At 45.6% G+C, this 26,895-nt stretch carries 26 protein-coding genes and 1 other RNA gene; 18 read left to right on the top strand and 9 right to left on the bottom strand.

The features are described from left to right. Positions 1-126: 126 nt before the first annotated feature. The 4 genes from rpiA to ACU01J_RS17500 all read right to left on the bottom strand — a co-directional run bounded on the left by rpiA (position 127) and on the right by ACU01J_RS17500 (position 2,005). Entirely contained in the window at positions 127-783 is a 657-nt protein-coding gene (rpiA, locus tag ACU01J_RS17485) for a ribose-5-phosphate isomerase RpiA (protein WP_481086858.1), read from the bottom strand. Between the two features lie 91 nt (positions 784-874). Then, complete coding sequence (locus ACU01J_RS17490; protein WP_481086859.1) at positions 875-1,459, bottom strand: 5-formyltetrahydrofolate cyclo-ligase; 585 nt, start codon at positions 1,457-1,459, stop codon at positions 875-877. A gap of 32 nt (positions 1,460-1,491) precedes the next feature. After that, a non-coding RNA gene (gene ssrS, locus ACU01J_RS17495) (6S RNA) lies at positions 1,492-1,675 on the bottom strand. A 21-nt stretch (positions 1,676-1,696) separates the two neighbouring features. Beyond that, the gene (locus ACU01J_RS17500) at positions 1,697-2,005 is read right to left on the bottom strand and encodes a cell division protein ZapA (protein WP_481086860.1); all 309 of its coding nucleotides are present in this window, start codon (positions 2,003-2,005) and stop codon (positions 1,697-1,699) included. 237 nt (positions 2,006-2,242) lie between these two features. Here ACU01J_RS17500 and ACU01J_RS17505 point away from each other — a divergent pair, with 237 nt between their 5' ends. The 3 genes from ACU01J_RS17505 to ACU01J_RS17515 are packed head-to-tail and all read left to right on the top strand — an operon-like array spanning position 2,243 to position 5,254. Next, positions 2,243-2,818, top strand: a complete 576-nt coding sequence (locus ACU01J_RS17505; protein WP_481086861.1) for a YecA/YgfB family protein — start codon at positions 2,243-2,245, stop codon at positions 2,816-2,818. A gap of 12 nt (positions 2,819-2,830) precedes the next feature. Then, on the top strand, positions 2,831-4,006 hold the full coding sequence (gene ubiH, locus ACU01J_RS17510) for a 2-octaprenyl-6-methoxyphenyl hydroxylase (protein ID WP_481086862.1): 1,176 nt from the start codon (positions 2,831-2,833) through the stop codon (positions 4,004-4,006). A 24-nt stretch (positions 4,007-4,030) separates the two neighbouring features. Then, on the top strand, positions 4,031-5,254 hold the full coding sequence (locus ACU01J_RS17515; RefSeq protein WP_481086863.1) for an FAD-dependent 2-octaprenylphenol hydroxylase: 1,224 nt from the start codon (positions 4,031-4,033) through the stop codon (positions 5,252-5,254). 55 nt (positions 5,255-5,309) lie between these two features. Here ACU01J_RS17515 and ACU01J_RS17520 read toward each other — a convergent pair whose 3' ends face one another. The 3 genes from ACU01J_RS17520 to ygfZ form a co-directional block, all read right to left on the bottom strand. Continuing rightward, positions 5,310-5,516: a DUF1107 domain-containing protein gene (locus ACU01J_RS17520; RefSeq protein WP_481086864.1), complete on the bottom strand. Its 207-nt coding sequence runs from the start codon at positions 5,514-5,516 to the stop codon at positions 5,310-5,312. A gap of 636 nt (positions 5,517-6,152) precedes the next feature. Continuing rightward, on the bottom strand, positions 6,153-6,629 hold the full coding sequence (locus ACU01J_RS17525; RefSeq protein WP_481086865.1) for an aminoacyl-tRNA deacylase: 477 nt from the start codon (positions 6,627-6,629) through the stop codon (positions 6,153-6,155). Beyond that, the gene (ygfZ, locus tag ACU01J_RS17530) at positions 6,622-7,590 is read right to left on the bottom strand and encodes a tRNA-modifying protein YgfZ (RefSeq protein ID WP_481086866.1); all 969 of its coding nucleotides are present in this window, start codon (positions 7,588-7,590) and stop codon (positions 6,622-6,624) included. Before ygfZ ends, ACU01J_RS17525 begins: the two co-directional genes overlap by 8 nt. A gap of 201 nt (positions 7,591-7,791) precedes the next feature. Here ygfZ and ACU01J_RS17535 point away from each other — a divergent pair, with 201 nt between their 5' ends. Further along, complete coding sequence (locus tag ACU01J_RS17535; RefSeq protein WP_481086867.1) at positions 7,792-8,052, top strand: FAD assembly factor SdhE; 261 nt, start codon at positions 7,792-7,794, stop codon at positions 8,050-8,052. Then, positions 8,021-8,419, top strand: coding sequence for a protein YgfX (locus tag ACU01J_RS17540; protein ID WP_481086868.1), 399 nt, complete (start codon positions 8,021-8,023; stop codon positions 8,417-8,419). The genes ACU01J_RS17535 and ACU01J_RS17540 overlap by 32 nt, the downstream gene beginning before the upstream one ends. A 28-nt stretch (positions 8,420-8,447) precedes the next feature. On the opposite strand, the gene nadB is transcribed toward ACU01J_RS17540, so the two are convergent. After that, positions 8,448-10,061, bottom strand: coding sequence for an L-aspartate oxidase (gene nadB / locus ACU01J_RS17545; protein WP_481086869.1), 1,614 nt, complete (start codon positions 10,059-10,061; stop codon positions 8,448-8,450). A gap of 407 nt (positions 10,062-10,468) precedes the next feature. Between nadB and rpoE the strand changes: the two genes are divergently transcribed. The 11 genes from rpoE to acpS all read left to right on the top strand — a co-directional run bounded on the left by rpoE (position 10,469) and on the right by acpS (position 19,937). Next, complete coding sequence (rpoE, locus tag ACU01J_RS17550) at positions 10,469-11,047, top strand: RNA polymerase sigma factor RpoE (protein WP_481086870.1); 579 nt, start codon at positions 10,469-10,471, stop codon at positions 11,045-11,047. A gap of 25 nt (positions 11,048-11,072) precedes the next feature. Then, positions 11,073-11,687: an RseA family anti-sigma factor gene (locus ACU01J_RS17555; RefSeq protein ID WP_481086871.1), complete on the top strand. Its 615-nt coding sequence runs from the start codon at positions 11,073-11,075 to the stop codon at positions 11,685-11,687. Continuing rightward, complete coding sequence (gene rseB, locus ACU01J_RS17560) at positions 11,684-12,649, top strand: sigma-E factor regulatory protein RseB (RefSeq protein ID WP_481086872.1); 966 nt, start codon at positions 11,684-11,686, stop codon at positions 12,647-12,649. Before ACU01J_RS17555 ends, rseB begins: the two co-directional genes overlap by 4 nt. Then, positions 12,646-13,116, top strand: a complete 471-nt coding sequence (locus tag ACU01J_RS17565) for a SoxR reducing system RseC family protein (RefSeq protein WP_481086873.1) — start codon at positions 12,646-12,648, stop codon at positions 13,114-13,116. Before rseB ends, ACU01J_RS17565 begins: the two co-directional genes overlap by 4 nt. Before the next feature lie 126 nt (positions 13,117-13,242). Further along, on the top strand, positions 13,243-15,036 hold the full coding sequence (gene lepA, locus ACU01J_RS17570) for a translation elongation factor 4 (RefSeq protein WP_481086874.1): 1,794 nt from the start codon (positions 13,243-13,245) through the stop codon (positions 15,034-15,036). A gap of 201 nt (positions 15,037-15,237) precedes the next feature. Further along, positions 15,238-16,134, top strand: coding sequence for a signal peptidase I (lepB, locus tag ACU01J_RS17575; RefSeq protein WP_481086875.1), 897 nt, complete (start codon positions 15,238-15,240; stop codon positions 16,132-16,134). 163 nt (positions 16,135-16,297) lie between these two features. Beyond that, on the top strand, positions 16,298-16,975 hold the full coding sequence (gene rnc, locus ACU01J_RS17580) for a ribonuclease III (protein WP_004415613.1): 678 nt from the start codon (positions 16,298-16,300) through the stop codon (positions 16,973-16,975). Continuing rightward, positions 16,968-17,945 carry a GTPase Era gene (gene era, locus ACU01J_RS17585; RefSeq protein ID WP_481086876.1) on the top strand — a complete coding sequence of 326 codons (978 nt, stop codon included), beginning with the start codon at positions 16,968-16,970 and terminating at the stop codon, positions 17,943-17,945. Before rnc ends, era begins: the two co-directional genes overlap by 8 nt. Positions 17,946-18,097: 152 nt before the next feature. Then, positions 18,098-18,823 (top strand): DNA repair protein RecO, encoded by a 726-nt coding sequence (gene recO, locus ACU01J_RS17590; protein WP_481086877.1) that lies wholly within the window; start codon positions 18,098-18,100, stop codon positions 18,821-18,823. Then, positions 18,820-19,551, top strand: coding sequence for a pyridoxine 5'-phosphate synthase (pdxJ, locus tag ACU01J_RS17595; RefSeq protein ID WP_481086878.1), 732 nt, complete (start codon positions 18,820-18,822; stop codon positions 19,549-19,551). The genes recO and pdxJ overlap by 4 nt, the downstream gene beginning before the upstream one ends. Before the next feature lie 5 nt (positions 19,552-19,556). After that, on the top strand, positions 19,557-19,937 hold the full coding sequence (gene acpS, locus ACU01J_RS17600; protein WP_481086879.1) for a holo-ACP synthase: 381 nt from the start codon (positions 19,557-19,559) through the stop codon (positions 19,935-19,937). Positions 19,938-20,031: 94 nt separating this feature from the next. Here acpS and barA read toward each other — a convergent pair whose 3' ends face one another. Further along, on the bottom strand, positions 20,032-22,821 hold the full coding sequence (barA, locus tag ACU01J_RS17605; protein WP_481086880.1) for a two-component sensor histidine kinase BarA: 2,790 nt from the start codon (positions 22,819-22,821) through the stop codon (positions 20,032-20,034). A gap of 161 nt (positions 22,822-22,982) precedes the next feature. Between barA and rlmD the strand changes: the two genes are divergently transcribed. Both rlmD and relA read left to right on the top strand, forming a co-directional pair. Continuing rightward, positions 22,983-24,302, top strand: a complete 1,320-nt coding sequence (gene rlmD, locus ACU01J_RS17610) for a 23S rRNA (uracil(1939)-C(5))-methyltransferase RlmD (RefSeq protein WP_481086881.1) — start codon at positions 22,983-22,985, stop codon at positions 24,300-24,302. A gap of 73 nt (positions 24,303-24,375) precedes the next feature. Next, on the top strand, positions 24,376-26,595 hold the full coding sequence (gene relA, locus ACU01J_RS17615; protein WP_481086882.1) for a GTP diphosphokinase: 2,220 nt from the start codon (positions 24,376-24,378) through the stop codon (positions 26,593-26,595). Positions 26,596-26,895 lie beyond the last annotated feature (300 nt).

A 26,895-nucleotide genomic window follows, 5' to 3' on the forward strand; every position in this document is an offset into this window, starting at 1 on the left:
TATAGTTTGGGTAAGAAAATTACGGAATAAGGAATAATTAATAAAGGAATAAACAGAAAAACGGCACCAATAGGTGCCGTCTGTAATGAAATAACAAGATTCGCGAATTTATTGAGTGAGTTATTATTACTCTTCGACTTTTGCGCCTTCTGGCGTACCAGTGATCACGACGTCTGCACCGCGGTGGGCAAAAAGACCAACCGTTACGACACCTGGTAGTGCGTTAATTTTGTCTTCTAGATCTTTAGGGTTAGTAATTTTTAGGCCGTAAACGTCTAGGATTACGTTACCGTTATCTGTCACTACACCTTCACGGTAAGCCGGATCACCGCCTAGCTTGACTAGCTCGCGTGCCACATATGAACGCGCCATTGGAATGACTTCAACAGGTAGTGGGAACTCACCAAGTACGTCAACCGCTTTGGTGTTGTCAACGATACAGATGAACTTGTCAGAGATTGCTGCAACAATCTTTTCACGTGTTAGTGCTGCGCCGCCACCTTTAATCATCTCACGGTCAGCATTGATTTCATCAGCTCCATCAACGTAGATATCCAACCCCGCAACTTCATTACAATCAAATACTTCAATTTCTAGTTCTTTTAGTCGCTCGGTTGAAGCCACTGAACTTGATACCGCACCTTTGATTTCCTCTTTCATAGTGCCTAATGCATCGATGAAGTGATTCACTGTAGAACCTGTGCCTACACCAACAATACTGCCTTTTTCGACATACTTAAGTGCAGCCCAGCCAGCTTCTTTCTTCATTTCATCTTGAGTCATGCTCATCTCCTAAAAGAGGTTGTATTAACGTTTGCGCGGCGATTATAGCCTTAACCGTGGCATACTTGAAGCGATGAGTGAGCGAAGAAAGTTACCATTGCCAAACCTTGGTTGGAGTCACAATTTTGGGTAGTGGCACATCCCATGATTCGATCGGCAGAGCATCAACATGCTGGCAATCGTGAGCAAGACCGATTGGTTTAGGCCCATGACCAGTGTTAAACCAAGGGGCTAAGGTGCGATCGTAATAGCCACCGCCCATGCCTAAGCGATGACCCGTTGAATCAAAACCAACTAAAGGCGTACAGATTATATCGAGCGATTGGGCTGGAATGATCTGGGTTTGGTCGAGTTTTGGCTCTGCAATGTGGTATTTGTTGAGCATCATTGGAGAGTCCGGCGTGTAGTGAAGAAACAGTAAATGCCCCTTCGAGAAAGGATGGATTACTGGTAGGTAAACCCGTTTGCCACTTTGCCACAGTTTTTTTATCAGTGGCATGGTGTCGACTTCACCGTCTGCCGATAAGTATAAAGCAATATTTTGCGCAGGTTTGATTTCAGCAAGCGAGAAAAATTGCTGGCAAAGGTCTAGGCCCGCTTGCTGCTGGAAGCTATCGCTTAACTGATTACGTTGATGACGAATGGATTGGCGAAAGTCTTGTCGAGAGAGTGTCATGATACTACCCATGTTTGTGGGTATTCAAAGGAGGATACCCCAGAGTGCCGTCGGAGATGTTTGACCCATGAACCAGCTGGTTCAGGGCGGATCAGCAATGGTTACCGTAGGCTTCTCGGTGCATGCCGAGCTTGCTCAATAGCAACCAAGTACTAACCCTTTAGTATTGCTTATCGGCTCAGGGACGTAATCCCCTAACGCACACTCTAGGGTAAATTCTTATTGGTACTGTAAAGGCTATTGCTGTCCTGGCTTCACTTTACTCATAGCACTATCTAAAGAGGCTGAGAGCTGTTCCATGCGCTCAAACAGTGCATTTTGTTCTTGCTTTGAATCGCTATCACGAGTTTCAAGCTCATGACAACAGTTTAAGGCAACAAAGGTCAGTAATTGGACTTCATTACTAATTTTAGTCTTTTCTGCCATTTCAGTCAGGCGGCTTTCTAGACGTTGGGCTGCGTTAATCAAAGACTCTTCTTGTCCAGCAGGGCAATTTACCCGCATTAACTTACCTAAGATTTCAACTTCTACCGCTTGATTACTCATATCGACTCTAATATCTGTTGCCTAAGGTGATAAAGCAAACAATCACCGAGGAGGAAACTATAGAAAAACGCCCATTAAGATTCAAGCTTTTCCAGAACCCTAGGTGCAATTCAGCGCACAATAACACAGTAATTGGGCAAATTGAGTAAAAGGTGCCCACAATTGAGTAATCGTTCGTTTTCGGCTGCTTTGGTAAGTGGTACGATTGAGCTTATTTATTTCAATTGGGTCATTCTAATGAGCGACAAACAACTACCAGATTATCTGACATTTGCCAGCGATTTACAGTCAGCCGGTTTAGCGGTCAATCCAGCTGAATTACACGGTCTATTGACTGGGATGCTCAGCGGCGGTCTTAGTTTGACGGATAAAAGCTGGCAGCCAATGGTTTATGACTATGTCAGTGAAGGTATGGGATGGCCAACAAAATCCTTACAGCTAGCACAAACGGCGTTAGATGCCACTATCAGTGATCTTACGGGCTCAGGTATGGATCTTGAGATCTTGCTTCCTGATGAAGAAGCGAGCGCGTCGCTGTTTGATGTTGCTGATGGTTTGGCAGAGTGGGTAAACCACTTTATTTCCGGTTTAGGTCTGGTGAATGCTGAACTTAAAAAAGCCTCTAAGGATGTCAAAGAAGCACTGGCTGATCTTGAAGAAATTTCTAAGTTAGGCATTGATGAAGATGACGATCTCGAAGAGCAGGCACAACTTCTTGAGCAGGTAATTGAGCATGTTAAAGCATGCGTACTGACGATTCACTCGGAATTTGGTCAACGACCAACTCAGCGAGCTGCCCCAACTATTCACTAAGTAGGTAGGTTAATGAAGCAGTTTGATGTGGTCATTGCTGGTGGTGCAATGGCTGGAATGACATTAGCACTGGCGATAAATAAGCTCTCATCACAGCCGCTTTCTATTGCGGTGATTGAGCCATTTCCGGTTGATCATCAAGCGCACCCTGGGTTTGATTCTCGCTCGATTGCGCTCTCTTATGGCACGGTCAATATTCTTAAGCAGGTTGGCTTATGGCAACAGATTGAGAGCGTCGCAACACCGATAACGCACATTCATGTCTCTGACCGTACTCATGCAGGTATGACAGATATAATCTGTGAAGAGTTGGCTGTTGATGCGCTTGGTTATGTGGTTGAGCTTGCCGATGTAGGACGGATTTATCATCATCAAATTGAGCAAGATGAACACATTGAGCTTATTCATGCCTCGGTAGAGCAAGTTGTTCGACAGCAAGAAAAAGTACAGCTGACGTTAAGTGGTCATCAAAAGGTTGAAGGTAAGCTTTTGGTGGCGGCAGATGGCGCGGTTTCTACTTGTTGTCAGCAGGTTGGATTGACGCTATCTGAACACGATTTTGATCAAGTCGCCGTGATTGCGAATATCACCACTCAACAACAGCATCAGGGCCGTGCCTTTGAGCGCTTTACCGAGTCTGGCCCCATAGCACTGCTGCCAATGTCTGAAGGCCGTATGTCTTTGGTATGGTGTCTGAGACCAGATGAAGCAGCCAAAGTGATGAACTATAGTGATGAAGCTTTCTTGGCTAAGTTGCAAGAGAGCTTTGGTTGGCGTCTGGGTCGATTAGACAAAACCGGACAGCGAGCCAATTACCCATTATTACTGCGTTACCGTGAGCAAAATGTCTCACACCGTTTTGCTATTGTTGGCAACGCAGCACAGACTCTTCACCCAATTGCAGGGCAAGGGTTTAACTTGGGGATTCGTGATGTGGCGACGTTAGCGGAGTCTATTGCCCAACAGCCACAAGACCCAGGTGAATATAACGTTCTAAAACAATTTAAGCAGGCGCGAGCACAAGATCGCAACGCGACTATTTCAATGACATCATCTCTCGTGCATATCTTTTCTAATGACTATTTGACGATGCGTGTCGGTCGTAACTTGGGGCTATTCGCTATGGATAACTTTGCCCCGTTAAAAGCCCCACTACTAAGAAGAACTTTAGGCTTGGTGGCTCGATAAGCCAGCAACAAGGACAACAAACATATGATGCAAAGTGTAGATATCGCGATTGTTGGCGGTGGAATGGTCGGTTTAGCCTTAGCGGCTGCCTTTAAAGATACTGATTTACGTATTGCCGTGATTGAAAGTCACGAGCCTGACAGCGAGCTAAGCGCGTTGCCAGACGTTCGTGTTTCTGCATTGAGTCGTTCAAGTGAATCCGTGTTACGCAATTTAGGTGCATGGCAAGGGATTATGCAGCGTAGAGCGGCCCCTTATCGCGCTATGGAAGTGTGGGAGCAAGATAGCTTCGCACGCATAGAGTTTGAAGCTCAGAAGCTTGCTCAGCCAGATCTCGGTCATATTGTTGAAAACCGCGTGATTCAATTGGCACTGCTTGATCAAGTGAAACAGCAAGCCAATGTGTCGCTATTTATGCCTGCGCGATGTGCCTCTATGGCAATGGGCGAAAGCGAAGCTTGGTTGACGCTTGATAACGGCCAGTCATTAACAGCGAAATTAGTTGTTGGTGCTGATGGCGCAAATTCTTGGGTGAGAAAACAGCAAGATATCCCGTTAACTCATTGGGATTATGGCCATAGTGCGATAGTGGCTAATGTTCGCACCAAAGAGGCGCATGAGCGTATCGCTCGTCAAATCTTTACACCACAGGGTCCATTAGCCTTCTTACCCTTAGGTGAAGGCAACTTAAGCTCGATTGTGTGGTCAACAGAACCAAACCGAGCTGAGCGCTTGGTTGAGATGTCAAACCGTGAGTTTAATAAAATGCTCACGACGGAATTTGATAATCGTCTAGGTCTGTGTGAAGTTGAGGGGGACCGCTTTGCCTTCCCACTTAAAATGCGTTACGCCCGTGACTTTGTGGCTGAACGTGTCGCTTTGGTTGGCGATGCAGCTCATACCATTCACCCACTTGCAGGGCAGGGCGTTAACTTAGGCTTGTTGGATGCAGCAAGCTTGGCACAAGAAGTGATCGAACTTTGGCAAAAGGGTGAAGACTTCGGCAGCAAGCGTAATCTCAGAGGCTATGAACGTTGGCGTAAAGCTGAGGCTGCGAAAATGATCGCAGCAATGCAAGGCTTTAAAGATTTGTTTGAAGGGAGCAATCCGGCTAAGAAACTGATTCGTGGGATTGGCATGAAGCTGGTGGGTCAATTGCCAGGTGCAAAAGATGAAATAATGAAACGTGCGCTTGGGCTTTCGGGGAACTTACCCAAGCTTGCTCAGCGAACGGTGATTAAGTTGTAGCAACTTGATTCACAGATACTAAAAGGGTTGGCAAATGCCAACCCTTTCTAATTCTTTATGCGTAAGCGCAGCGGAGTCTCATGACTTCTTTGTTGATTTCCTTAACCGCTTTGAAGTGACGTGTTTCAGCTCTTTCTGGCAAGATTAGTTTGCCGTTATCGAACTCAAATTTACCTACGCCATAGATGTAAATTCTTCCCTTGAATAGCCGACTAATGTGTTTAGCAATCATACCTGGTGTATAGCGCTTAAACAGTCTCATACATTTGTCCTTATGTTTAGCAAGCACTGCAAATTATACGAATTATCCACCTGGATTTATGTGATTATGGTGGTGGAATATGCAGTAGAAACTGAGTTTTTGGATATTTGTGTTGCTGTAGACAAATCTACGGATAAATATCCATTTTATTGTGATAGTTACCCCATTTATATTCTACTTATTGAACTCATTGGGGAGAACGAGCACTATTAAGCCTTATCTTTGTGACATTTACTTTAAAGAATAGTTTAACTTTTTTATTAGATGTGGTTTTTCGGTAAATTTATTTAAAAAAAAGCCCGCATAGCTACGCGGGCGAATAGTCACAGATGCATTACACAAAAAGTGGATGTCCTGAAACAATCAGTGGATTCACTTTTTTGTTGGAGAAGGTTACACGTCGCTTAAGAGTTACATACCTACTTTCAAGCGAGTGCCAAACAGAATGAACTAATTTTGCTTGAACTTTAACCAACGAGATTAGAATACTGCAAAAAACACCTTTTGACTATGTATGCTTTCAAGATGAATAATAATTTAATTAAATATCTTATATGATGCGAAAATGATCAATGTTTTATGTAATATTCTGTAATTTTACTAATGAGGCTAACATAAATAGGCTAGCCTGATAGTTTAATCGCGACAGATTGCTGAGATCTTAGGTTGGCATAAGTTAATTAAGTCAGCACAGTTCAAGGCAACCCCTGCCATATTAGAGCCACTACTGATGGTGACTTCTGGTTCATTTAAGATTTGCTGATCAAAAATGATCTCCATTGGAGTGCGAAGCAGCAACGGAACCACAGTGCCTATTTGATAGCCGGTCAAACTGGCTACTTGCTCGATGGAGACACAGGTCATTCGTCGCCAGTTAAGCAATGCTCGCACCTTTTTGGGATCAACCGATTGATTGCCGGGCGCGCAAGCAATGGCATAGCGATTACTCATATCTCTAAGCACAATACATTTGACCATTTGCTCAGGACGAATGCCGCGCTGTGCGGCAGCATCTTCAATAGTTGTTGCTGGTGTTTGATGCGGAAGCAGGCGAAATGCCACCTGCTGTGCCTCTAAGTATTGAGTGATATGGGTGGAAAATGAATTACTCATCGTCTTGTAACGAGTATGGTAGCTGAGCAATCGTCCATGAGCTTTCTGGTTGATCTTTTAAGCGTAATTGGACGTTATCGTCGAGGTTATTAGGCAATACCACTAATGCGAGTGCAGTGTTATCCGTAAAACGGTAGCTCGCAAGTAGTTTACCCGCACTACGCCAGTTTTCACCTACGGCACGTTCTAACTCAGCATTGTCATCAATATTGCTGTCAGCGCTACCTTGGACAACAAATAGAGCACGCTTGTTCATACCGCGATACTTGGCACGAGCAACAGTTTCCTGGCCAGTGTAACAGCCCTTTTTGAAGCTAATTCCGTCTACAGCTTGAACATTAATCGCTTGCGGAATGTGCTCATTTTGCTGCTCTGCGTTAAGTAATGGAGTGCCAGATTGAATATCGTGTAGTGTCCACAAGTCTTCGGATACTTTGCTTGCGTTACTTTGCGCGACAATCTGCTGTGCGGATGCTTCTGTGACGAGTAGTAACCAGCGTTGGTCATCAATCTTAACCGCGCTGCCACCCTCTACGCGACGAACATCGCCTGTCTCTTCTGACAGTGAGTTAATTAAAGCGGAGGCGTTAGCACCCATGACGCCAAGTGCGACTTCATCACTATGGGTAAACTCAACTTTAGAGAAAATGGCGTATTTCTTAAGTTCAGCCAGCTCTTTGTCGATCAATGACTTTGGCTGGAACATTGCGTAGCCACCATTATGGTGGAATAAGCGGAATACACTCCAAACCTTACCCTTCGCATCACAATGAGCGCCAAACGTTGATGATTGTTCATCAAGAGTCACAACATCACAAGTCACTTGCCCTTGGAGATATGATTTCTTATCGTCGCCAATGAGGGTGATCGCTCCCCAAGTCGTTAGAGGTGCAATTGCTAGCTCTGGCATTGAATCCGTTGATGCTAGCTGTAAAGGAGCAAAGTCTTTTTGCCAATCCATGATCGTTACCTAATAGAATCTGAATAGACGTATGTTATCGCCTAATCCTATTGATAAACAACCTTTAGCGTAGTGTGGCATTAAATCCTCCAAAATGAGGGAAAATGTTGACCTTGCTCGGGAGTGTGACTGACGTACTAGTTGCAAAGCTATTTGCTTGTTACACTCGGCGCAAATCAACCGATTAGGTGAGGAATTACAATGTATACCGCAGAACAAAAAGCGCGTATCAAATGGGCGTGTCGTCGTGGAATGCTAGAACTCGATGTGGTTATCATGCCGTTTTTTGAAGAGTGTTTTGAAAGCCTTAAAGAAAATGAGCAACAAGACTTTGTGTCACTGCTAGAGTGCGATGATCCAGATTTGTTCACTTGGATAATGGGTCATGGCCGCAGTGAAAACTTAGGTCATGCAGCTATGGTCGATAAGATTGTCGCTCATAACCTCAGTAAAGTGCGCTAGGTTTCGCCTAACGCGCTCTTACCTTTCTCTACTGGCCAATTACTTTATTCTGGTATTGGCCAGTTCATTCGTCATCCTGTCTAACTTGCCGCTTGTGGCTGTATTCCCCAGTCTTTACCTACTTATGACCGTGACGGTCAAATCTGGCTTCTTTGCTTCAGCCTTGCGTGGTGATGTGACCTTTTTGTCGGCGCAAGAGTACCAATTAGATCGCGTGCAGATCCCTATCAAGCGCGTCGTTCTTGCACTTTCTCCGATAGCTTTATTGATTGTTCATGATGACAACAGCCGCGCCTTGTTGTGGCGAGATAGCTTGAGCGAAAAACAGTACCGAGACTTGATCGTCATGCTAAAAAGGGAGCACTAGGCTCCCTTTTGGTTATATTACTTGAGTGTTAGCCTCGGTTGTCTGGAACAAGAATTGTCGGGCGACTCTCTTTTGCAAGCTCTGGATAGTCGAGAGTATAGTGCAGGCCACGACTCTCTTTTCTTTCCATAGCACAGCGAACCATCAGCTCAGCAACTTGAAGTAGGTTGCGCAGCTCTAGCAGGTTGTTTGATACCTTGAAGTTACTGTAGTACTCGTGTGTTTCTTGCTGCAATAACTGAATACGACGCAGCGCGCGTTCTAATCGCTTATCGGTACGGACAATGCCCATGTAATCCCACATAAACAGGCGTAGTTCATGCCAGTTGTGTTGAATAACGACTTCCTCATCTGAGCAGCTTACTTGGCTCTCATCCCAAGCGGGAAGAGTTGGTGGTAACGAGGCGTTTTCAAGGTTGGCAATGATGTCATTGGCCGCTGCCCACGCGTAAACCACACATTCAAGTAGCGAGTTGGACGCCATACGGTTAGCGCCGTGTAAGCCGGTATAGCTCACTTCACCGATTGCATACAGTTGTGATAAATCGGTTTGACCTGTTTTATCTACCATCACGCCGCCACAGGTGTAGTGCGCTGCAGGGACGACAGGAATCGGCTCTTTAGTCATATCAATACCAAGATCGAGTAGACGAGTATTGATGGTTGGGAAATGCTTTTCGATAAAATCAGCGGGTTTATGGCTGATATCTAAGTACATGCAATCTGCACCGAGGCGCTTCATCTCGAAGTCGATAGCGCGAGCAACGACATCACGAGGCGCGAGCTCTTCACGCTCGTCAAAATCGGGCATAAAGCGCGTACCATCAGGACGGCGTAAATAAGCGCCTTCACCACGCAGAGCTTCTGTCAGAAGGAAGTTTCGTGCCTCAGGGTGGTAGAGGCAAGTAGGGTGGAATTGGTTGAACTCTAAGTTGGCAACACGACAGCCAGCGCGCCATGCCATGGCAATACCATCACCAGAAGAAACATCTGGGTTAGAAGTGTATTGATACACTTTAGAAGCGCCGCCAGTGGCCAACACGACAAATTTGGTACGGACTGTTTCAACGTGTTCTTGGTTACGGTTCCAAATATAGGCGCCGATGATCTTATTGCTGTCACCGCCGACTTTATCTTCGGTAATCAGGTCGAGGGCGTTATGTCGTTCCAAGACCGTGATATTTGGGTGGTTGTGAACATTATCTTGCAAAGAGGTTTGCATCGCCATACCAGTGGCATCTGCAGCGTGAAGAATACGGCGGTGGCTATGACCACCTTCACGCGTAAGGTGGTAGCGAGGCGCTTCATCACTATCGTTCTCTTCACGATCAAAAGGGACGCCGCCATCGATTAGCCACTGGACACACTCCTTGGCATTCTTAGCGATAAATTCGACCGTATCTTGTTCACACAGACCCGCACCGGCAATCAGTGTATCTTCAACGTGAGATTCGATACTGTCTGACTCATCAAATACCGCAGCAATACCACCTTGCGCGTAGTAGGTCGCTCCTTCACTACGTGGTCCCTTGCTGAGTACGATGACTTTACCATGTTCTGCGACACGTAACGCTAACGATAGACCTGCTGCGCCACTACCTACCACTAACACATCACATTGATGTTCACGGTTTGCGTTCATAAAACTTTTAAATTCCCGAGTTAATTTGTACCACTGACGCCTTTCGCTTAAAAACTAGCGCCGTGGTCACAGAGCGTTCCCGCTCATAAACCTGTCATAGATTTGCCAATGCGACTCTGAAAATGCGAGAGTCAATTCGCTATAGTAACACTGCGCGAATAGCTTTGCATTGAGTGCAATTCTTCTGTAAAGAGCATTGCATTTCTTGGTTCTGATCCCCACAATCGGGAGCAGAGGTAGCACAATGCATCACTGTGTAAAATTAGTTTGAAGAATTTTTGAACTTATATTTATTTACTAGGTCACAATAGTGCTCAAGTAAGCAGTGGTGTCAATACTACATTTTGCATAATTAATGCTCATGTCTGATAAGGCCGGGGCTAATAACAATAGGAGTACCCGCTCGAATGAACGAGCAGCTGACCGATCAAGTATTAATTGAGCGAGTTCAGAATGGGGATAAGCAAGCATTCAACTTGTTGGTGACAAAGTACCAAAACAAAGTCTGCAACCTTATTTCTCGCTATGTGAATAATCCTGGTGATGTTCCCGATGTAGCGCAAGAAGCATTTATTAAGGCGTACCGTGCGATACCAAGCTTTCGTGGTGAAAGTGCCTTCTATACTTGGTTATATCGGATTGCCGTTAATACTGCAAAAAACCACCTTGTAGCTCAAGGGCGCAGGCCGCCCGCTCAAGATGTAGATACTGAAGATGCTGAATATTACGAAACGGGTAGTGCATTAAAAGAAATATCGAACCCTGAGAACTTAACGTTGTCCAACGAATTGAAACGTGTCGTTTTCAGTGCGATTGAAGCACTGCCTGATGATTTAAAAACCGCAATGACGTTGCGTGAGCTTGACGGCTTAAGCTACGAGGAAATAGCAGCGGTTATGGATTGCCCTGTAGGAACGGTGCGTTCGCGTATCTTCCGTGCTCGTGAATCGGTTGAAAAAAAGATTCAACCCCTTTTGCAACGCTAGACCAGTAACATTAATGGTGAAAATAATGGCTGACAAAGAGAAACTTTCAGCACTCATGGATGGAGAGTTGGTTGATAAGGCTCTGATTACTGAATTAGAGCAAGACCAAGAAAGCCTACAATCATGGCAAAACTACCATTTAATTGGTGATGTAATGCGTGGTGAGGCTCCGGAGAAACCGGAGTGGAATATTGCTGAAAGCGTGGCGTTAGCGCTCGATGATGAGCCTACGTACTCCACAATAACTCAGTTAGAACAACATCGTCGTGTTGAAGCACAGCCGACACCTGCACAAGCGCGTAAGCAATTACCTGCTTGGTTGAACCAATTTGGCCAAGTTGCGATGGCGGCGTGTGTCTCATTGGCGGTGATCTTAGGTGTGCAGCAATATGGTGGCAGCGATCCAAGTACGCCTGGGGCAGAGACATTACCTGTTCTTCAGACTATCCCATTTTCTGGTAGCGCAGAGCCTGTTAGCCTGACACGTTCTTCGGTTAAACAGCAAAGTTCTAGCGAAGTGAACGTACAAGAACAACGTCGTCGCATAAATGCGATGCTACGAGACTACGAATTACAACTACGCTTAAATAGTGAAAATACTATTGAAAGTAGTGATAATCCTAAAACGGTAGTTGAATGAAGAAATTTCTGATCAGTGCGCTGACACTGTTCAGTTTGAACACACCATTAGCCTTTGCAGAAGATAACGCTGCAGAGGCTTTGTTGTATCAAATGAACGAGGCAAGTCAGCATCTTAACTATGAACTGTCTTACATACTGATAAAGAAAAACAGCATTGAGCCATTGCTGTATCGACACGCGGTATCTGAAGATAAGCAACTCGCACATCTTATCTATTTGAGCGGTCCTGTTCGTGAAGTGATTCGTCGCGGAGATGAGGTGAGCTATCTTGAGCCTGGCGTTGACCCTTTCACCATTGAGTCGGGTAACATGGTTGCACCAACGATGCCATTGTTAAATTCAGATGTTAGCCAGTTAAAAAACTTTTACGACTTCGTTCAAGTCGGACGTGCTCGTGAAGCTGGCGTGGCATGTCAGGTGCTAAGAGTGGTGCCCAAAGATGGCCAACGCTATTCGTACGTTTTATGGGTCGATGAAGGTAGCAAATTACCTTTGCGTGCCGATCTGGTTGATCGCGATGGTGAGGTGTTAGAGCAATATCGAACCATTTCTTACAACGTAAATGAGAAAATTGAACAAGCGCTCAGTGGTTTAAACCAAGTGAAGTTGCCAGAAGTGTTGTCACTGCCAAAAGGGCAAGTTGAAAATGCACACTGGACAGTTGCTTGGGTGCCAAATGGCTTTGAACCGAAAGAGCTGAATCGCTACCGCATGAATGACACTGATCGTATGGTCGAAAGCCAGATGTACAGTGACGGCTTGTTTAGCTTCTCGGTCTACATTTCTCAGAGTGATAACTTGTCGCTGAAAGGCCAACTGGTTCGTCAAGGTCGTCGTACGCTGCACAGCTTTGTCCGTGGCGAGCATGAAATCTCAGTGATTGGTGATGTTCCTCCTGCGACAGCAAAACGTATTGCTCAATCAGTCAAATTTGCCAATCCTGTGAGTGATTCACAATGATGACCGCACTGGCAACGGTTGCTCACGTTAAACCTCTTTCAAAGGGGTTTGACGTAGAGTTAGCGTGCGAACAACAAACCAGTTGCAGCAGTTGTTCTTCGCAAAAAAGTTGCGGAACTGGCATTGTCTCCAAAGCGGTAGGGAATAAATCTCTCAGTTGGCATTTAACCACTGACAAGTTAGTTAAGCCGGGTCAGATGGTCGAAATCGGCCTGCCAGAGAAGAGCATATTGCAATCTGCGGCGATTGTGTATCTTGTCCCGCTCTTTGCCATGATCCTTGGTGCTTTCATTGCACAATGGTGGATTGCTCCACTTTTAGCTGCAGGAGAAGGCATCGTGATTCTATCTTCTGCCCTTGCTACGGTTGCGGGGATTTATCTCGCCAAAAGATTATCTGCGCGATTAGAGCAGCAATCTTCTCAGCAAGTCATATTATTAAGGATATTAGGCGAACCAATTAGCTAGTGCGAAGCGGCTAGAAATTGGGTAGAATCTGCCAACTTGATTGAAATGCCGTCGCTCAATGTAAGAAATCAGAGCGAACTAACGGCTTTCTTGTCCCTATTTAAAAGAGTTTAGTCACACCAAATCATGAAGCACATTCGTAACTTTTCGATTATCGCCCACATCGACCATGGTAAGTCGACCCTATCAGACCGTTTAATCCAAGTATGTGGTGGATTGAGCGACCGTGAAATGGCCGCACAGGTTTTAGACTCCATGGATCTAGAGCGTGAACGTGGTATCACAATCAAATCACAGAGTGTGACTCTTAACTACACAGCAAAAGATGGTGAAACATACCAACTTAACTTCATCGATACCCCAGGGCACGTTGACTTCGCCTATGAAGTTTCTCGTTCTCTAGCGGCGTGTGAAGGTGCTCTGCTGGTAGTTGATGCTGGTCAAGGTGTAGAGGCTCAAACTCTTGCTAACTGTTACACAGCGATTGAAATGGACCTAGAGGTTGTGCCAATCCTAAACAAGATTGACCTTCCTGCTGCCGATCCTGAGCGTGTATCAGAAGAAATTGAAGAAATCGTTGGTATCGATGCGATGGAAGCCACTCGTTGTAGTGCGAAAACAGGTATCGGTGTTGATGACGTTCTAGAAAACATTGTTTCTGCAATTCCAGCACCAGAAGGTGATCCAGAAGCGCCGCTACAAGCATTAATCATTGACTCATGGTTCGATAACTACTTAGGTGTTGTTTCTCTGGTTCGAATTAAGAACGGCGCTCTTAAGAAGAATGACAAGATCAAAGTAATGAGCACGGGTCAGGTTTGGGGCGTAGACCGTCTTGGTATCTTCACGCCTAAGCAAGTCGATACTGATGTGCTACGTACTGGTGAAGTAGGTTGGGTTGTTTGTGGTATTAAAGACATCCTAGGCGCGCCAGTAGGTGATACGCTAACACTGGCTAAAAACGGCAGTGATAAAGCGCTACCAGGCTTTAAGAAAGTAAAACCTCAGGTATATGCGGGTCTATTCCCTGTATCTTCTGACGATTACGAAAGCTTCCGTGATGCACTAGGTAAACTAAGCCTGAATGACGCATCGCTATTTTATGAGCCAGAAAACTCAGCAGCGCTTGGTTTTGGTTTCCGCTGTGGCTTCCTTGGTATGCTACACATGGAGATCATCCAAGAGCGTCTAGAGCGTGAGTACGATTTAGACCTGATCACTACAGCGCCAACGGTAGTTTACGAAGTTGAAGAAACTAACGGTAACACTCTATACGTCGATAGTCCGGCGAAGTTACCAGCGGTGAATGATATTGAAGAAATCCGTGAGCCAATTGCTCGCTGTAACATCCTAGTACCATCTGATTACCTAGGTAACGTAATCACACTATGTGTTGAGAAACGTGGTACTCAGGTTGATATGGTTTACCACGGTAACCAAGTAGCAGTGACTTACGATATTCCTATGGCAGAAGTCGTACTCGACTTCTTTGACCGTTTGAAGTCAACGTCGCGTGGTTATGCATCGCTTGATTACAACTTCCAACGTTTTGAAGCGTCGAGCATGGTTCGTGTTGATGTACTTCTTAACGGTGACACGGTTGATGCCCTAGCGATGATCACTCACAAAGATCAGTCGCAAACTCGTGGTCGTCAGCTAGTAGAGAAGATGAAAGAGTTCATCCCACGTCAGATGTTTGATATTGCAATTCAGGCAGCAATCGGTAACCACATCATCGCGCGTTCAACAGTGAAACAGCTGCGCAAGAACGTAATCGCCAAGTGTTACGGTGGTGACGTGAGTCGTAAGAAGAAGCTACTGAAGAAGCAGAAAGAAGGTAAGAAACGTATGAAGCAGATCGGTAACGTAGAGCTGCCTCAAGAAGCGTTCTTAGCAATTCTTCACGTAGGCAAAGACTAATCCCAGTCATATTTGACGCTACAGCGTTGTTGCCAGCGCAAACTCACCCTAATAACATAGAGCTTCTATGCTCATAGGGCTGAGTTTGCTAGTCGCCTAGCTGTACGCCAACTATTTATGGGATTATTAGAATTAAATTCAATGATTAAGTGGAAGGGTTTCGGCTCTTTCACTTTCGTATTTTTGAGATAAGGGAAGTCAATGGCGAACACATTTTCACTCATTCTTGTGATTGTTACTTTGGTAACGGGTATTGTCTGGGTGCTTGAAAAGCTGGTCTTTGCAAAGAAACGTCAAGCGAAAGTGGCGGAAATCGAAGCGCAAACCAATGGTTTAGATGCCGCTGTTCTTGAAAAAGTGAAGACTCAACCGTGGTGGATTGAAAATAGTGTGTCTATTTTCCCAGTAATCGCGGCTGTACTCGTATTGCGCTCTTTTATCTACGAACCGTTTCAAATTCCATCTGGCTCTATGATGCCAACACTGCTGGTGGGTGATTTTATCTTGGTAGAGAAGTACGCTTATGGTCTGAAAGACCCAGTGTGGCGTACACAGCTAGTTGAAACAGGTAAACCTGAACGTGGTGATATCGTGGTATTTAAATACCCTCCTCAGCCTAGTATTGATTACATCAAACGTGTAGTTGGTCTGCCAGGTGATACGATTCGCTACAACAGTAAAAAAGAAATCTGCATTCAGTCTCCTGGTGAAAGCGTTTGTCAGCCAGTAAAACTATCGAATGTAGAAGAAAGCCAGTTTATCCAAAATGGTATCCCGTTGATTCAGTTGGATGAGCAATTAAATGAAACTGGACATCAAATCTTGGTGAACCCGCTACGTCGTGATCGCGTTGAATTGTATCAACCGCGTAATGGCGTGAATGAGTGGGTTGTCCCAGAGGGTCAGTACTTTATGATGGGTGATAACCGTGACAACAGCGCTGACAGTCGCTACTGGGGCTTTGTTCCAGAGGCAAACCTTGTAGGTAAGGCTGTGGCTATCTGGATTAGCTTCGAGTTTGAGCGCAGCGAAGATAGCGTATTACCTTCATGGATTCCAACTGGTGTGCGTTTTAACCGCATCGGTGGTATTAACTAAATTCTTTTCATATTTGAAGCTGTAGCGTTGTTGACTGCGTAAATTCACCGGTTCGCCGGCCGCCCTAATCACATAGAATACCTATGCTCATAGGGCTGAATTTACTTGTCGCCTAACTACAACTTCAACTATTTTGAGAATGAACACAAATTATTGAGAGAGCATGAATTCTCCTACACCAAAACTAGAGAAGAAGCTCGGCTATCAGTTTAATGATGCTGAGCTAATCAGTTTAGCGCTGACACACCGCAGCGCTAATGGAAAACATAACGAGCGTCTTGAGTTTCTGGGCGATTCAATTTTAAGTTTTGTCATTGCTGATGATCTTTATCACCGTTTCCCTAAGGTTAACGAAGGGGACATGAGCCGTATGCGCGCGACACTTGTTCGTGGTAATACGCTTGCTGAACTAGGTCGTGAATTCGAACTAGGAGATCACTTAAAATTAGGTCCAGGTGAATTAAAAAGTGGCGGTTTCCGCCGTGATTCAATTCTTGCCGACGCTGTGGAAGCCATCATTGGCGCTATCTATCTAGACAGCGACATTGAAGTGGTTCGTGGCATTATTCTTAGCTGGTACAAGACGCGCCTTGATGCAATCAAGCCGGGTGTATCACAAAAAGATCCGAAGACTCGCCTACAAGAGTTCCTTCAAGGTCGAAGAAAGCCGCTACCTGCTTACACAGTGACTAATATTAAAGGTGAAGCACACAACCAAGAATTTACGGTTTCGTGCGAAGTGGCAGGTATTGGACAGCCTGTTATTGGTAAAGGCACCAGCCGCCGCAAGGCAGAACAAGCGGCTGCTGAATTAGCACTAGAGCAATTAACCAATGACTGATTCAACGGATAACAACGAATTTGATATTGATGCGTTTTTCTCATCAGGCGGCGAGCAAGCTACCTCACCAGAAAATCAGCATTGTGGTTTTGTCGCGATCGTTGGTCGCCCTAACGTAGGTAAATCGACCCTTCTAAACCGTATTTTGGGTCAGAAGATTTCGATCACCTCACGTAAGCCTCAGACGACTCGTCACCGCATTATGGGTGTTGATACTGAAGGCGATTACCAAGCGATTTTTGTCGATACTCCTGGTCTTCACATCGAAGAGAAGCGTGCGATTAACCGCCTGATGAACCGTGCAGCAAACTCATCACTGAGTGATGTGAACCTTGTGTTCTTCTTGGTGGATGGTACGCACTGGACGGCTGATGATGAAATGGTTCTGACTAAGCTTCAAAAGTCGAACTTCCCAGTTGTACTTTGTGTGAACAAGGTTGATGTTGTCCAAGACCGCAACGACGTTATGATGCACATGCAAGAGATGTCGAGCAAAATGGACTTTGTTGATGTTGTGCCAATCTCAGCGAAACACGGCAAAAACATCGATGTGCTGCGTAAGCATGTACGCGAACACTTACCTAAAGCGACGCACCACTTCCCAGAAGAGTATGTGACAGACCGTTCTCAACGCTTTATGGCGTCAGAGATCGTGCGTGAAAAGCTAATGCGTTTCACCGGCGAAGAGCTACCTTACTCAGTAACGGTTGAGATCGAGCGCTTCGACTACAACCCAGACACAGATGGTTTCCACATCAATGCCCTGATTCTTGTTGAACGTAATGGTCAAAAGAAAATGGTGATTGGTAAAGGCGGTGACAAGATCAAGACGATTGGTCGTGAAGCGCGCCTAGACATGGAAGAGCTGTTTGGCCGTAAGGTTTACTTAGAAACTTGGGTTAAAGTGAAGTCGGGCTGGGCAGATGATGAGCGTGCACTGCGCTCTCTTGGCTATATCGACGATCTATAAGGTTTGCGAGGCTAGAGGCTTCGCTCCAAGTTATACGAAATAAGGAGCCGCTCGGCTCCTTATTTGTATCATGCTGATTATTTAGTAATTATTTAGGATGCGAGTAAGTCATCTCTCGTTAATATTGGTTTCATATTTGTCTGGCAAATTCTATGTCCTCTGAAGGTTTACAGCGCTGCTTTGTGTTACACCGCCGCCCTTATAGCGAATCGAGCTTAATTCTCGATGTGTTTAGTGAGGAGTATGGCCGTGTCACCTTAATGTCGAAAGGTGCTCGCAGTAAACGTTCGAATCTTAAAGGTGCACTTCAGCCTTTTACCCCATTGCTACTTAAGTGGTCGGGAAATGGTTCGATGAAGACCTTGCGCCAAGCTGAACCCATTAGCTTAGGTTTACCGTTAACGGGCATTAACCTCTACTCAGGTATGTACGTTAATGAGTTAATTGGCCGAGTGTTGATGGCGGAGGTGGCGATGCCTGCTCTGTTTCATGACTATTTGCACGCACTCACAGAGCTTGCTCAGGCCGATAATCCGGAACCTGCGCTGAGGCGTTTTGAGTTAGCATTGCTATCGGCAATGGGTTATGGGGTCGATTTTCTTCATTGTGCCGGTAGTGGCGAACCTATTGATCCCGGAATGACTTACCGTTACCGAGAGCAGAAAGGTTTTATCGCTTCAGTACGTCATGACAACCTGACCTTTAGAGGTGACGAGCTGATCGCTATCAGCGAACGTCGATTTGCCACAAAAGAACAACTCAAAGCGGCAAAACGCTTTACACGTATAGCCTTAAAGCCGTATCTTGGCGGCAAACCATTAAAAAGCAGGGAATTGTTTATGTCGATGATTCCCCGAGCACGGAGTATTGGAAAATGAGCTCAATCTACCTAGGTGTAAATATCGACCACATTGCAACGCTACGTAACGCGCGTGGTACTAAGTATCCTGATCCTGTACATGCAGCAGAAATTGCTGAGCGAGCGGGGGCTGATGGTATTACAATTCACCTGCGTGAAGATCGTCGTCATATTGTTGATCGTGATGTTCGCATTCTACGTGAGACGCTACAAACGCGTATGAACCTAGAAATGGCTGTTACCGATGAAATGGTTGAGATTGCACTGAAGACTAAACCAGAGTACGTATGTCTGGTGCCTGAAAAACGTGAAGAACTGACCACAGAAGGCGGCCTTGATGTTGCTGGTCACCTAGAAAAAGTTAAAGCGGCGACTCAAACTCTGTCAGAAGCGGGCATTAAAGTATCGCTATTCATTGATGCTGACCGCGAGCAAATTGATGCTGCAAAAGCTTGTGGTGCGCCATTTATTGAGCTTCACACTGGTCACTATGCCGACGCTGAAACTGAAGAAGATCAGCAAGATGAACTGAAAAAGATCGCCGCTGGCGCAAGTTACGCTGCGGACCTTGGTATTACAGTTAATGCGGGTCACGGCCTGACTTACCACAACGTTGCTCCTATCGCGGCAATTCCAGAAATTTTTGAGTTAAACATTGGCCACTCGATCATGGGACGCGCGGTGTTTGACGGCTTGCATAAAGCAGTGGCTGATATGAAAGCTATTATGGTTGAAGCACGTAAGTAAGCGGTATGGCGATTGTTGGTTTAGGGACAGATATTGCCGAGATTGAGCGAGTCGAAAAGGCACTCGCTCGATCTGGTGAAGCATTTGCAAAGCGTATTTTGACAGAGGTCGAATTTGACATCTTTTCCGGTTTGAAGCAGCAAGGTCGTTTCCTAGCTAAACGCTTCGCTGCGAAAGAGGCGGCTTCTAAGGCTTTAGGCACAGGCATTGCACTTGGTGTTACCTTCCACGATTTTACCATTGTAAATGATGAGCTTGGTGCACCTAAGTTGAGCTTGTCTAACAAAGCACTTGAGCTGGCCGAGCAGAGAGGGGTGACCAATATTCATCTTTCTATTTCCGATGAGCGCCATTACGCAATGGCGACGGTCATATTCGAAAACTAATCAACTAAATTAAAGCGACTTCAGGTCGCTTTTTTATTGTCTGCATATTCCCTCACTAGTTCGTTTTTACCAGCCTGATACGCTCCGATAACGTCTATTTTTCTAAGTAGGGTCTTGCACTCGCCACCACTTTTTCCATTTCATCTTGTAACTCGAACAGCTCAGGTTCGATATCTTCGATGCTTGATCCAGAGCGTAACTCTTTTTCAATCGTGGCGCAGACGTTTTTAAGTCTTGGGACTCCACAGTAAGAGCTACTACCGTGCAGTTTATGCACATGGTGAATCAGTTGCTCGGTATCAAAATGATCATCTTCTAGCGCTCCTTCTACAATAGCGCTGACGTCTGGAATATAGTCAACCAACATTTGCAGCATATCTTGAGCGAGATCTTCCTTATTGGCTGATTGTTTCAGTGCCGCTTGCCAGTCAATGATCATATTGCTGTGGTTCTCTTGAGCAGCCGTCTCTTCACGGTGCTCAATCACAGCAGAGCTCACTGATAGATCCAGCTTTTCTAAATCTTGCGCAGTTGTATGCGGATTCCAGTGCATCAATACTTGTTGCAGCACATGTTCCTCAATTGGCTTAGTGAGGTAATCGTCCATCCCGGCTGACAATAGGCGGTCACGTTCTCCACTCATCGCATGGGCGGTCACGGCAATAACAGGGGTATCGCTGTTTAACTCCGTCTGTTTAATCTGGCTACAAGCGGTAACACCATCCATATGCGGCATCTGAATATCCATCAATATGATATCGAAATGCCGCACTTCAGCTTGTTTGACTGCATCAAGGCCATTGGTACTCGTAACAACGCAATCCACCCTTTCGTGCAGCAGGGCGCTAATCAATTTTAAGTTCGCAGGGTTGTCATCTACGGCCATAACCGTCAACGGTAGAGTTTCGTTATTTTGCGAAGGACTCTCTAGCAGCGGAACACTCTCTTGATTTGCAGCAAGGGTTTGCAGCAGTTTTCTGCGCGACAGTGGTTTCGTAATGCAGTGAATATGATATTTCTGAATCAAGTGATCAGAAAGCGCTAACACCGTACTTGGCGTGCCGACGACCACGTGAGAAGCACATCTCATCGCCTGTTCAACCCACAACTGAACGGTTTCAACGTCGTTTTCTATATTTGGTGATAGGTTGAGAAGAACATAATCGTAACTTTCAGATTCATCAGGCAGAGATGAGCGATAGGTAACGATCAAGCCTTCTTGTACCAAGGTTTGCTGAATAACCGATGCTGCTTGCATGTTTGGCTCTACCAGAAGTAGAGAACGTTGCTGCAATACTTGGGTCTCGATTAAGTCGCTAACTGGCATATCGGTAGAAGATAAGCGCAGGGTAAACCAGAAGGTCGAACCTTGGTGGAGGCGACTGGTTAGACTGATTTCGCCGCCCATTTGGCTGACAAGTTTCTGAGTGATAACCAGACCAAGGCCGGTACCGCCGTAGCGACGTGAGATACTCGCATCCGCCTGACTGAAGGCTTGGAATAGCTGAGATTGCTGGCGCTCGGAAATGCCGATACCCGTGTCTCTCACCATGAATTGGAGCTCGACCGAATCTTCTTTTTGCGAACGCAGTTCAACACTGATATCGATATTTCCGCGCTCAGTAAATTTAATTGAGTTACCGACAAGGTTGGTTAAAACTTGCTGAATGCGCAATGGGTCACCTACTAATCCCGCTGGGATCTTCGGATCTATCTTAAGCGTTAGTTCAAGGCCTTTCTCATGGGCGCTGGTGGCTTGTAGATTGACAACCTCATCAAGAGAGGCTTGGAAATCAAACGGAATGTTTTCTAGTGCTAGCTTACCGGCCTCTAGCTTGGAGAAGTCGAGAATATCATTGATGATATTGAGTAAATTATTCGCCGAGTTTTCAATCGTTTGCAGGTAATCAGTTTGGTTGTTGGTCAGTGTGGTCTTAAGCATCTGACGGGTAAAGCCAATCACACCATTGAGTGGCGTACGTAGCTCATGGGACATGTTAGCTAAGAACTCAGATTTAACACGCGCCGCTTCTTGAGCGCGTTTTTTAGCGATGTCTAACTCAACGTTTTGAATCTCTAGCTGTTCAAGGGTTTCACGCAAATCAGAAGTGGCTTGGTCGATACTGTGTTGCATCTCAACGTGGTACTCCGACAAAGAGACTGCCATTGAGTTGATACCATTTTTCAACGAGTCGAGTTCACCATGCATCTTACCTTCGATACGCACATCCAGATGGCCGCGGCGAATTCGGTCAACCATGTTCTTCATGTGAGAAATTGGCCGTGTTACATCATGCATTAGGCGATGGGCAAATACGGCTGACAGTCCTAGACCGATCAAAAGTACAAGGAAGGCGGAGAATATCTCTTGGTATTGCTGCAGTCGCAATGACGACAGGTCGAGCTCGACAGCAACATAACCTAAGGCTGGATTGTTGCTTTGGCCTTTGATGGTGGCCACGAACCCTGACTCGGCGATGACTGGTGCGCGTAAGATCAGTGTGTTTTCTTTCAGCACTGAGCTTACCAACAGCGGAATCGGCTCATCTCTTGGTAAAGTTAACAGCTCAAAGTTCGGGTGGAAGTTCGAGGTGACGAACAACTCGTGGTTATAGTCGAAGACGGCAATACTTCGAACAAACTTGGAGTTCTTACGATGTGCATAACTGATGATACGGCGAACCGATTCTCGGCTATTATTTTTAAGGCCTTCTTCGCTGGCAATGGCCAACGGCTCAATGATACTGAGTCCTGAATTGATTACCTGCTTTTCAAGATCGTGATAGCGATTGAAAGAGAAAAAAGCACTCAGGAGCAGTCCGATAATTAGTGTTGGCGCTAAGGTAAGTGTAATAACGCGGGCACGTAAGCCATATCTTGTCATTATTGTCTAAACATCGTGGTGTGGATATGGGAAAATAACTTCCAAAATAAAAGAAGCCGTCGAAATACTAAGCATAATCAACTCAGTCGGCTCAGACAATGATTCAGGTTCAAAAGGTGGAACCTGAACGGTAATTCGAGCAATTAAAATAGGCACATAGCATGGCGCGTTTTTTCCAACCAAAGAAGAAAACTCAACTCAATACTAAGCATCAATCTTTGACGATTGATAAGTTGGATCACCATGGTGCAGGTATCGCTTACCAAAATAACAAGCCGATCTTCATTGAAGGCGCGTTGCCTGGTGAGCAAGTACTAGCTCAATTGACGGAAAGCAAAAGTAAATTTGGCCGAGCGAATCTCATCAAGATTCAAAAGCCAAGTCAGCAACGTATAGAACCATTTTGTCCACATTACCAAGAGTGTGGTGGCTGTAATATGCAGCATTTAGCCATAGAGCCTCAACAAGAATACAAACAACAAACGTTGGGTCAGCTAATGAGTAAATTTGCAGGCCAGCGTATAGAATTAGAAGCGCCAGTCATTGGTGAGGCTAAAGGCTATCGTCGCCGTGCGCGAGTGAGCTTAAAGTGGAATAAGAAAACTCGCCAGTTAGAGTTTGGCTTTCGTAAAAAACAGAGCAAAGACATTGTGACAGTGACGCATTGTCCAGTGCTGGATAGCGATCTTGACGTTTTGCTGGCTCCACTGTATCAACTGTTGAGCGGTTTTTCTAATCAAGAAAGCCTAGGTCATGTGGAGTTAGTCAAAGGCGACAACACCAATGTGATTGTTCTACGCCACTTGAGAGCGTTAAAAGAGAGTGATCAGCAGTGCTTGGAGGCCTTAGCTAAAGAGCATGGTGCAACGCTCTACTTAATGCCGGAAAGTGACCAACTTAACCGTGTCGTGGGTGAGTCTGCGAACTATACCGAAGCTGGCGTGACGATTCCGTTTGAACCAAATAACTTTATTCAGGTCAATCAGAAGGTCAACCAATCAATGGTGGCACAAGCACTGGATTGGTTAGAGCTTGATGAGCAAGACTGTGTGCTTGACCTGTTTTGTGGCCTAGGTAACTTTAGCTTACCAATGGCGAAGAAAGTGAAGCAGGTGATCGGCGTCGAGGGTGTCGATGCAATGGTCGAAAAAGCCAAAGACAACGCTGAAGTAAATAGTATCAGTAATGCTGCTTTCCATCAGGCCAACCTAGAGCAAGATTTCTCTGGTCAGCGTTGGGCACAGAAAAAATTTGATAAAATTCTCCTCGACCCAGCACGAGCTGGAGCAAGTGGCATCATCGAGCACATTTCTCAGTTGGGGGCATCCAGAGTTGTGTATGTATCATGTAATCCTGCTACCCTAGCAAGGGACTCACAAAACTTGCTCAATCAAGGCTACAAGTTACAAAAATTAGGTATGCTCGATATGTTTCCGCATACCAGTCATTTAGAATCAATGGCACTATTTGTAAAGGATTAAACGAACTTGCTTTGGACATGGAAACCCTAGTGCGGAGCTGGTCGAATATAAAAAGAATAACAGGACGAGAATAATGGTTGCGGTAAGAAGCGCACATTTAAATCAAGACGAACAGTTTGAGCTAGATAAGTGGATTGCGAGTCTAGAACAAGAACCTAAAGTGGCTAAACGTCTCAAAGAAGTCTACTTGCGTGGCGAGGCTATTTTAGAAGGCAACGATCAAGGCCCACTGCTACTCTGGCGTGGCCGAGAAATGATCGAAATCCTGATTACGCTTTCAATGGATAAAGCGACGTTGGTGGCGGCGTTGTTGTTCCCATTGGTAACAAGCGGTGCTTATGACAGAGAACAGTTTGAAGAAGACTTTGGCAAAGAGACTATCAAGCTGATTGATGGTGTTGAAGAGATGGCTGCACTTGGCCAATTGAACGTCACAATGGAAGGCGGTGCAGCCTCTGCCCAAGTCGATAATGTCCGTCGCATGCTACTGGCGATGGTCGATGATTTCCGCTGCGTGGTTATTAAACTAGCGGAACGTATTGCCAACCTAGTTGAAGTGAAAAAAGCGCCAGAAGAAGTGCGTGAAGCGGCAGCAAAAGAGTGTGCCAACATTTATGCGCCGTTAGCAAACCGCCTCGGTATTGGTCAATTAAAGTGGGAAATGGAAGATTACGCTTTCCGTTACCAACAGCCAGATACCTACAAGCAAATTGCTAAGCAGCTTTCTGAACGCCGTATTGTCCGCGAGCAGTACATCCAAGATTTTGTTGATGACTTAACGTCAGAAATGAAGGCTTCCTCTATCAATGCAGAAGTGAGTGGTCGTCCAAAGCACATCTACAGCATCTGGCGCAAAATGCAGAAGAAAGGCTTAGCCTTTGATGAGCTATTTGATGTGCGTGCGGTACGTATCATTGCTGACAAATTGCAAGATTGTTACGCTGCACTAGGTACCGTGCATACTAAATACAAGCACTTACCAAGTGAGTTTGATGACTATGTGGCTAACCCAAAACCTAATGGCTACCAGTCAATACACACTGTCATTTTAGGCCCAGAAGGCAAAACCATCGAGATCCAAATTCGTACTAAAGATATGCATGAAGATTCGGAACTCGGTGTCGCCGCTCACTGGAAGTACAAAGAAGGTGGCGGTGGTCGCAGTGGCTATGATGAGAAAATTACTTGGTTACGTAAGCTGCTTGATTGGCAAGAAGAGATGTCCGATTCAGGCGAAATGCTTGATGAGCTACGCAGTCAGGTGTTTGATGACCGCGTCTACGCCTTTACTCCGCGTGGCGATGTAGTCGATCTACCAATGGGCGCGACGCCGCTTGATTTTGCCTATCACATTCACTCTGAAGTGGGTCACCGCTGCATCGGCGCCAAGGTGGCAGGGCGTATCGTACCATTTACCCATAAATTGTCGATGGGTGACCAAGTTGAAATCATTACCTCAAAAGAGCCGAATCCATCTCGCGACTGGTTAAACCCATCAATGGGCTTTGTCACCTCTGGGCGTGCGCGCGCTAAGATCAATGCTTGGTTCCGTAAACAAAGTCGTGAGAAAAACATCGAGGCAGGACGTGAAATCCTAGAAGTCGAACTGCAGAAAATTGGTGCGACACTTAAAGATGCCGAGCACTATGCATTGAAGCGTTTCAACGTCAACAGCACAGATGAGCTTTATGTGGGAATTGGTAGTGGCGACCTGCGTATCAACCAAGTGATTAACCACATCAATGCTTTGGTGAACAAGCCAACTGCGGAAGAAGAAGACCAGCAAGCGTTAGAGAAGCTCAAAGAGGCTGGCAATAAAGCGCCAGCTCAAAGCCGACCGAAGAAAGATGCCGTGGTCGTTGAAGGGGTTGATAACCTGATGACTCACCTAGCGCGTTGCTGTCAGCCAATTCCAGGTGATGACATTGCCGGTTATATCACCCAAGGTCGAGGTATTTCAGTACACCGTAGTGACTGTGAGCAGCTTGAAGAACTTCGTCACCATGCGCCAGAGCGAATCATAGATACTGTATGGGGCCGCGGATTTGTTGGCTCTTATATCTTAACTGTACGTGTTGAAGCGATGGAGCGTGGCGGGCTACTTAAAGACATCACTACCTTGTTCGCCAACGAGAAGATCAAAGTGACCAGTATGAAAAACCGTCTCGATTACCGCAGACAGTTGTCGATTATGGATTTTGATTTAGAAGTGACTAACGTTGAGATCTTGACCCGAGTGTCTAAGCGTGTTGAGCAGATCAAGGATGTGATGTCGGTAAAACGCCTCGGCTAGTTTTTTCGTCGTATTTGGCTTTCTAGCGGCGTTAGTTGCACTTATATCGCTCCATCACATAGGCAAGCTATGCTCAGGAGTCTCATAAGTTTACTGTCTTGCTAGAAGAACCAACTACTTAGTAAAAACGAATAAGGTCATTCCCTACAGTGAGGGACGAACGTGATAGGGAACCTCTTAAAGTAATTCGAGATCTCTAAGTCGTTCAGGCTTACGCTGAAAGATGACAGATAACAATTAAAGGTGAGTGGTTTTGGCCGCTCACCTTTTTCTTTAGATAGAAAGGTTTAAAGGAACAGA

The organism is Vibrio sp. 2433-A1 (genome assembly GCF_056726085.1).